Below are 7,113 nucleotides of genomic sequence, written 5' to 3'. Positions count from 1 at the left end.
CGGACCGAGCTGCCATTGGCCGATAGGCAGGCAATCTCGCATCGGTCGTCCAGAGAGAGCTGCTTGTAAGTCCGCCCCATGGCAACACCTCCTCAAGGAAGTGTTGCACTTCGTTTGTGAACTCAGGGGACCCATACGCCGCGGAGGATGTTGTGAATGGGATTCGTCACTCCAGCGTCGTGAAACGATAAACATCGGTGGTTATGGGTCCCTGCTTTCGCAGGGACGACGATGAGGATCGTTCTCGCGCGAGACAACGCACCGTCATTGCGCTCCCATCTTCGGTGTCATCACCCGCGCATGCGAGTGATCCAGTACTTCAGAGATGCCTGTGCTTGAATCGAGAGGCCGCGGCGTACTGGATCGCCCGGTCCCGTCTCCGCCAAGGCTTCAACGAGGCCATGCATCCTTGGCGCGCCGAAGCTTTAGCGGAGGCGGCGAGCCGGGCAATGACAGTGCGGATGCGACACACGATCGTCGTCCTGGCGAAAGCCGGTCCCCATAACCACAGCATTTGATCATGAACGGGATCGTGGCCCCAGCGTCGCGCAACAATTGCGATCCGGGGCAATGGGTCCTGGCTTTCGCCAGGACGACATTGAGTGTGTGGCGCGGTCTGTGAGTCACACATCCGGAATTGGGCGGGACCGTCGCTCCGTGGGCCGAAGCGGCGATCCCTGATCGCGCGAGGTGCATGGTCGGGTGTGGGCAAAATGTCGGCCAATCCGCACGACTGGGGACATGATAGATCGACAAGCGCACGCGGCAATTGCCATTCTGGACTAGCCCCGAGTGACAGATTCAGCGGCAAGCATGCTCCACAGCGCAGAAGTAGTAGCGCGGCGCAGCAATCGCGGTTCCTGGTAGATGAGAGTCCGAAGAGAGGCATAACGTCATGGGTGGAGGCTGGCCGCTACGGCCTCCGAAGCCGCCGTCCAGCCCCAGCTCACCCCCCTGAGCTGGGGCGCGCCGGAGCGCACGAAGCGCAGGAGGGGTAGGCCAATCAGAGGCGCGAGCTGAGTTTCGTCGTCGCGGCCTTCGACGCTGCCTTTGACTTTGCGCGCGGCGTCACGCCATGTCTGGACGATGCTGCAATTCGGGTATGTCGCTTGCCGGCCAGCTTTGTGTGCCTTGATACCGTACGATGAGCAGCATACTCCCGACCATCGACCGGTGCGAGATGCGCTGGGTCTCCATTCAAGTATGGACGTCCAACTCCGAACTGCTTTTCGTGCTCGTCGATCCATTTCCATAATCGCTTGGTCTCGGTTGCACACTCCTCCTTGCTCCCGCCATTCATGCTGACGACGTCTGCGGCGAGCCCGTGACCATAGCCCCCACGCGCGCTGCCGCCGTGATAGGACTTGTCATTTGCGGCCTTCAGCCCGCTTGCAATCGATTGGCGGTAGTCATCGCGGAATCCGCTTGTGATCCCGGGTGCCAGTCCGGCCTGCTCCGCTGCATGGAGCATATAGAACAGCTTTTGCTTGAAGGCTCGATCCATCCCTCCGATCACGTAATCCATCAGAGGCATCCCGGCTTTATCCGCGGCTTTGGGGTCCTTCCATCCGAAGTCATTTTCGACCCGCTTCGGGATGCTGCGTGTGACGGTGATCAGTTTGCGCTTCCGTTTGATGATCACGTCCTTTTTTTCGTACACGACGATCCAGTCGGTCTTCGGCGCTCGCGTGTAGAGCGCGCCAAGGAACCGGTCGATGCACGCCTCGGCAACAAAGCATTCGTCCAGGACCAGAACTGTATCAATATTGTCCGGGGCGGCCTTGAGCGGGTCGGTAACGTTGGCGGTTTGAGAGGCCTGCTCAGCTTGCTTCTCGCTTGGCGTCGTCGACAGAGCCTCGGGCGACGCTCGGTCCGCATCCGGCAAGACACTCCCGTTGGCATCGGATTGAGCCGACGGTTCGGATGCCGTCACCTGCCGGCTCGACTCCTCAATGGGCGACGCTGCACGCACATCGTGAACGACGGCGCAGCATGACAGTGAAACCAGAGACGAGACAATGCGTAACCAACCAGCCCCGCAACCGAACCGACTTCGCCTGGCGCCATGAAACTCTCTGAGAGATGACATCGGCATTGTCAATCGACATGAGCTAAATTGATCATGGCAGCGTGCCATTGCGCTCCGGGCTTGGCAACCAGTTACCCACCACAGAATTGCCGCCGAGCACGCAACTATTCAGATACGCCGAAAGAATTCCTTACGTGCAGGTTTGACAGGTGTTGCCGGGTTGCCCGCCGGATCAATCCGCCGCGTCCGAGACGCGTCTGGCGGGACAACCCTCGTCCGTGTTCACCGATCCACCGTTAGGTGGATTGCTGCCTGCCCGGTGGCCAAACGAGAGTCCTCCGCGAGGACCGGTGTCGTTTTCGACAATGTGGCGAGCGGCGGCCGCTCACAACATTGAAGGAAACGACATGCGCGATTTCATGGCCATCGGCCGCTCGGTGGCGGTTGCGGAGCGTGGCATGGCCGCGACCTCGCACCCGCAGGCGACGCTGGCCGCGGTCGAGATGCTGAAGGCCGGCGGCAATGCCGTCGATGCCGCGGTGGCGGCGGTCGCGGTGCAGGGCGTGGTCGAGCCGCAGATGACCGGGATCGGCGGCGACTGCTTCGCGCTGTATTCGCCCAAGGCCGGCGAGCCGATCGCGCTGAACGGCTCGGGCCGCACGCCGGCCGCAACCGATGCCGAGAAATTTTCCGCAAGCGGCGCGCGCGACATTCCGCCGACCGCGCCCGAGGCGGTGACCGTGCCCGGCGCGATCGATGCGTGGTGCAGGTTGGTCGCCGATCACGGCAGCAGGTCGCTGGAGGAGATCTTCCGGCCGGCGATCTCGGCTGCCGAGCGGGGCTTTTGCGTGACGCCGCGCGTCGCGGAGGACTGGCGCCGCTTCCGGGCCCGGATCGAGATCGACGGCAATGCGGCGGCGCAGTTCCTGCCCGGCGGCAAGGCGCCTGAGGTCGGCGATATCCGTACGCAACCCGCGCTCGGCCGCACCCTTCGCCGGATCGCGCAGCACGGGCGCGATGCGTTCTACGCGGGCGAGGCCGCCGACGAGATGGTGGCCATCTTGCGCGCCCTGGGCGGCGCTCACCGCAGCGACGATTTCGCCGCCCAGACCTCCGACCATGTGCGCCCGATCTCGGCGCGCTACCACGACCACGACGTGGTCGAGTGTCCGCCAAACGGGCAGGGCCTGGCCGCACTGATGATCCTGCGGACGCTTGCAGGCTTCGATGTCGGCAAGCTCGGTGAGGCCGATCGCATCCATCTGCTGGCCGAAGCCACCAAGGCCGCCTACCGCGCGCGCGATGCGTTCTTCTGCGATCCCGCCACCGGCAAGGTCGATCCGGCCGCTTTCCTTGCCGAAGACTATATCCGGAAGATCCGTGAAAAGATCGACATGCGCCGCGCATCCGCGTCCGCGACCTGGGACGATATCGAGCACCGCGACACCGTCTATGTCACGGTGGTCGACCGCAACCTCAACGCCGTGTCGCTGATCAACTCGCTGTTCTATCCGTTCGGCAGCGGCATCTACGCGCCGAAATCGGGCGTGCTGCTGCACAACCGCGGCTGGAGCTTTCGCGCCAGGCCCGGACATCCCAATTCGCTCGGGCCGCGCAAGCGGCCGATGCACACCATCATCCCGGGCCTGCTGCGCAAGGACGACAAGACCGTGATGTCGTTCGGCGTGATGGGCGGGCATTACCAGGCCGCGGGCCATGCCAATCTGCTGTCGAACATCTTCGACATGCAGATGGATATCCAGGCCGCGGCCGAGGCGCCGCGCTCCTTTGCCTTCGACGGCGCGCTGTCGCTGGAGACGACCATTTCTCCAGGGATACGCGACGACCTTCGCGCCCGCGGCCACGATGCCCGGTTCTCGGAGGAGCCGATCGGCGGCTGCCAGGCGATCCGTATCGACCATGCGAGGGGCGTGCTGTTCGGTGCCTCCGACCACCGCAAGGACGGCCTGGCGCTGGGGTTTTGAGGGGCGGTGAGGCTTTTACAGTTCATTGCGAGGAGCGACAGCGACGAAGCAATCCATATCACCGCCCGCGGAGTGATGGATTGCTTCGCTCCGCTCGCAATGACGTGGATGGACCGATGTGCCCCATGACTATCATCCTGAGCTGAGGCCGCCGCCCGCATTGCGGGGACGCGGCGGAGCATCCACCGGACGGTGGATTGTTCCAAATGCCGACATGCCGAACGTTTGGCCATCATGCCGGCGTCGTGCGCGGTTCGGCCTTGTGCGCCGCACGGTGAGAGGCTGATCGCTCCAGGCTTTCCCAATCGAGAAGTTTGATCCGTATGAACAGGACATTCGCCGACACGGTCTTCCGCAACGGCCGGATCTACACGTCGAACCGCGGGCAAACCTGGGCGACATGCGCGGCCGTCAAGGCCGGCCGGTTCATCGCGGTGGGCGAGGAACGCGACGTCGCGGCGCTCATCGGCGAGGGGACGGTAACCGTCGATCTCGGTGGACGCATGGCGATGCCGGGGATCGTCGACATCCACAATCACATCATGATGGGCGGACAGGCCGATCTCTACGAGTTGCGCTTCTCCAACGCCGACAGCATTCCAAGGATCGCCGAGACGCTGCACAAGGCTGCCTCAGTGGCTGCGCCGGGCGCCTGGATTGTCGGCGGGCAGTTCGGCAATAATCTCCTGAACGAGATGAACACCGCGGAGTCCTGCGCGCTGCTGGACGCGGCCTGCCTCGGGCATCCCGTCGTATTGCGCGACGACACCTATCATAATCGCTGGGCGAGCTCGGCGGCGCTGCGGCTGGCCGGTGTTGCGGCCGACACGGCTGATCCGACCGACGGCGAGATCGGCCGCGACCTCAAGTCCGGAACGCTCACCGGGATCATGATCGAGGCTGCCTCCGGCCTGGTCGAGCGGGCGCTCGCGGCCTCCGGTCACTATACGGCCGAGATGGACCGCGCGGCGGTGGCGCGCTCGATCTCGGTGCTGAACGCTTATGGCGTTACCGCCTTCATCGACGCTGCCAGCATGCAGCCGATCATGGCGGCGCTGAAGGGCCTCGACGACCGCGGCGAGCTCACCGCCTGGGCGGTCTGCGCGATGCCGGTGGTCGAGCCGGGCTTCATGTTCGGCAAGGCCGGCGAGGAGCTGTTCGCGCTGCGCGAGGATTACCGCGGTGCGCATGTGAAGCCCGATTATGTCAAGGTGTTCCTCGACGGCGTGCCGGGCGCCAAGACCGCGGCCTTCCACGAGCCGTATGTGGCCGACCCGGTGCGCGGCTGCTGCTTCCGCGGCTCCACCATGCTGACCGTGCCGGACCTGATCCGTTGGCTCGGGCGCTGCGAGAAGCTCGGCCTTGCCGCGAAGATCCATTGCGCGGGCGACGCCGCGGTGACGCAGGCGCTCGACGCCATCGATGTCGTGCGCAGCTTCAACGGCCCGACCCATCTGATCCATCAGATCGCGCATGCGAGCTATATCGCGCCCGACGATGTCAAGCGCTTCGCCGAGCTCGGCGTCGCCGCCGACCTGTCGCCGATCATCTGGTATCCGACCATCTTCCTCGAGGCGCACAAGGCCGCGATGGGCGAGGAGCGCGCGCAGCGCTTCTGGCCGAACAGGGATTTGAAGGAAGCCGGCGCACTGATGGCCGGCGGCTCGGACTGGCCGGTGATCCCGATCCCCGATCCCTGGCAGGGCATCGAGGGCATGGTGACGCGGCAGAATCCGACCGGAGATTTTCCCGGCAAGTCGCTGTGGGCGGAGCAGGCGCTCGACCTCAAAACCGTGATCGACATCTACACCATCGACGCCGCGCGCGCGGCCGGGCTCGGCCAGTCGATCGGCTCGATCGAGGTGGGCAAATCGGCCGATTTGATCGTGCTCGACCAGATGATCTTCGACATCCCGCCGGATCAATTGGCCGATACGCGGGTCGAGATGACCTTCTTCGAGGGCCGCAAGGTCTACGAGCGGGGCGCGTGATGGCAGCGGTGGATCAGATTCCGGTCACGGTGCTGACCGGCTTCCTCGGCAGCGGCAAGACCACGGTGCTGAACCATTTGCTGCGCCAGCCCGAGCTCGGCGGCGTCGTCGCCATCATCAACGAGTTCGGCGAGGTGGCGCTGGATCATCTGCTGGTCGAGAGCAGCGAGGACCGGCTGGCGCTGCTCGACAATGGCTGCATCTGCTGCTCGGTGCGCGAGGATCTGATCGAGACGCTGGCCGACCTCGCATCGCGCCGCGCTGACGGCACGATCCCGCCATTCCACCGGGTGCTGGTCGAGACCACCGGGCTCGCCGATCCCGTGCCCGTGCTGCACACGCTGATGACGGCGTCCGATATCGTCGGCCGCTACCGGATCGACGGCGTGGTCGCGACCGTCGATGCGGTTAATGGTACGCACACTCTTGCGGCGCACAGCGAAGCCGTCAGGCAGATCGCCGTCGCCGACCGGCTGCTCGTGACCAAGACCGACCTTGCCGCCGATGATGCACTGGCGCGGCTCGATGCGCAGCTTGCGGCGATCAATCCGGTCGCAACGCGCTCACACGTGCGGAACGGGATCGTCGATCCGGCAAAAGTCCTCGATGCCGGGCTGTTCGATCCGGCGGCGCGCTCCGCTGATGTGGTGCGCTGGTTCGATCTGGCAGCGCAGGCGGCGAACACGCCGCACCATCACGGGGATCACCATTGCGACGGCGAGGCGTGCAGCCACCACAGTCACCACGCGCACGACACCGGCGTATCATCCTACAGCCTGATCATCGACGAGCCGATCCAGCGCGAGGCGTTCGCGCGCTGGCTCGATTATGTCGCGGCGCTTAGAGGCGAGGACCTGCTGCGCTTCAAGGCGATCGTGCATGTCGCCGAGCAGCCCGATGCGCCCATGGTGGTGCACGGCGTGCAGCACGTGTTCCATCCGCCGATCGCGCTGCAGGGCTGGCCGTCGGCGGACCGGCGCTCGCGGCTCGTCTTCATCGTGCGCGGCATCTCGCGCCAGATCATCGAAAACACCTTGTGCAAATTCGCCGCGGTGAGCCGTGCGGCGATCCAGCGATCGGCTGCGTGAGCCGCGGTCAGGCATTTTCA

At 64.8% G+C, this 7,113-nt stretch carries 4 protein-coding genes; 3 read left to right on the top strand and 1 reads right to left on the bottom strand.

All coding sequences use genetic code 11. The features are described from left to right. Positions 1 to 1,003: 1,003 nt before the first annotated feature. Positions 1,004 to 1,933, bottom strand: a complete 930-nt coding sequence (locus tag I6F38_RS40130; protein ID WP_225164288.1) for a D-alanyl-D-alanine carboxypeptidase family protein — start codon at positions 1,931 to 1,933, stop codon at positions 1,004 to 1,006. Positions 1,934 to 2,436: 503 nt separating this feature from the next. Here I6F38_RS40130 and I6F38_RS40125 point away from each other — a divergent pair. The 3 genes from I6F38_RS40125 to I6F38_RS40115 all read left to right on the top strand — a co-directional run bounded on the left by I6F38_RS40125 (position 2,437) and on the right by I6F38_RS40115 (position 7,093). Beyond that, positions 2,437 to 4,014 (top strand): gamma-glutamyltransferase family protein, encoded by a 1,578-nt coding sequence (locus I6F38_RS40125; RefSeq protein ID WP_225164287.1) that lies wholly within the window; start codon positions 2,437 to 2,439, stop codon positions 4,012 to 4,014. A 323-nt stretch (positions 4,015 to 4,337) separates the two neighbouring features. After that, positions 4,338 to 6,005, top strand: coding sequence for an amidohydrolase (locus I6F38_RS40120; RefSeq protein ID WP_225164286.1), 1,668 nt, complete (start codon positions 4,338 to 4,340; stop codon positions 6,003 to 6,005). Next, on the top strand, positions 6,005 to 7,093 hold the full coding sequence (locus tag I6F38_RS40115) for a GTP-binding protein (protein WP_225164285.1): 1,089 nt from the start codon (positions 6,005 to 6,007) through the stop codon (positions 7,091 to 7,093). Before I6F38_RS40120 ends, I6F38_RS40115 begins: the two co-directional genes overlap by 1 nt. Positions 7,094 to 7,113 lie beyond the last annotated feature (20 nt).

Origin of the sequence: Bradyrhizobium sp. BRP56 (genome assembly GCF_020194035.1) — a bacterium.
GTDB lineage: Bacteria > Pseudomonadota > Alphaproteobacteria > Rhizobiales > Xanthobacteraceae > Bradyrhizobium > Bradyrhizobium australafricanum.
Note: the sequence above shows the minus strand (reverse complement) of the source record. Positions and strands in the feature narration are given on the sequence as shown.

What these genes read in the sequence shown, in the direction of transcription:
- I6F38_RS40125 (WP_225164287.1), top strand. Translation starts at nt 2,437, where the DNA reads ATGCGCGATTTCATGGCCATCGGCCGCTCGGTGGCGGTTGCGGAGCGT.
- I6F38_RS40115 (WP_225164285.1), top strand. Translation starts at nt 6,005, where the DNA reads ATGGCAGCGGTGGATCAGATTCCGGTCACGGTGCTGACCGGCTTCCTC.
- I6F38_RS40120 (WP_225164286.1), top strand. Translation starts at nt 4,338, where the DNA reads ATGAACAGGACATTCGCCGACACGGTCTTCCGCAACGGCCGGATCTAC.